Source organism: Piscirickettsia salmonis LF-89 = ATCC VR-1361 (assembly GCF_000297215.2).
GTDB classification, from domain to species: domain Bacteria; phylum Pseudomonadota; class Gammaproteobacteria; order Piscirickettsiales; family Piscirickettsiaceae; genus Piscirickettsia; species Piscirickettsia salmonis.
Genome location: NZ_AMFF02000086.1, coordinates 1 through 645, shown reverse-complemented (window position 1 = coordinate 645; position 645 = coordinate 1). Strand labels below are relative to the sequence as shown.

The window sequence follows — 645 nt, the reverse complement described above, 5'->3', positions numbered from 1 at the left end:
AATCATTTTTAGTGCTCGAATTCTTAAGTCATAACTGTAAGGAGAAGGCATCGTTTTTCCTTATTGTATTTTTTAACCTACTGATAGTATGTCAGAAACTGTTGATCGAGCGCTATACAAGCGATGGCAAACCTATTAATCTAACAGCAGCATTGCTATTTCAGTGCAGCCAAATGAACACTCAACACAGTCAAAGTAACAGCAGTAACGGTACAAATGACAATAATGATAATTGGTCTGATGACTGGTCTGATGGTGCAAGCTCACCATCTAGCCCTTAAAACAATGTAACGATAAAACTCAACTCAAAACCTTAAAACAAAAAACAGCCCTTTTGCAAAAGCAGCAGTTTATTAAAAGCTCAGTCAATTGCAAAAGGCGGCTGTCTAAAAATTAACTCTACCCTTGCTAACCTCAATCTCTTTAAATATAAATATTAAAAAATTAATTTTTCCAAGCTCTAGCAATCGCGACTCGCTCAGTGAAGATAAACAACCACTACTGTTAATTTATTTCATGTCAACTTTAAACCACACGCATGGTTAGCTTTTGGTAAATTTAAATTATTAATTTTGTAAAAAACAATTGCATACATTACCTATCTTCAGCGATACTACATCAGGCAATTAGATCGCCCTCCGTCAT

1 protein-coding gene is annotated in these 645 nt (G+C 35.0%); it reads left to right on the top strand.

Going from position 1 to position 645, the window contains the following annotated elements:
- Positions 1-281 (top strand): hypothetical protein (locus tag C200_RS16145; RefSeq protein WP_211250928.1); only part of this gene is annotated, 281 nt, incomplete at its 5' end.
- Positions 282-645 lie beyond the last annotated feature (364 nt).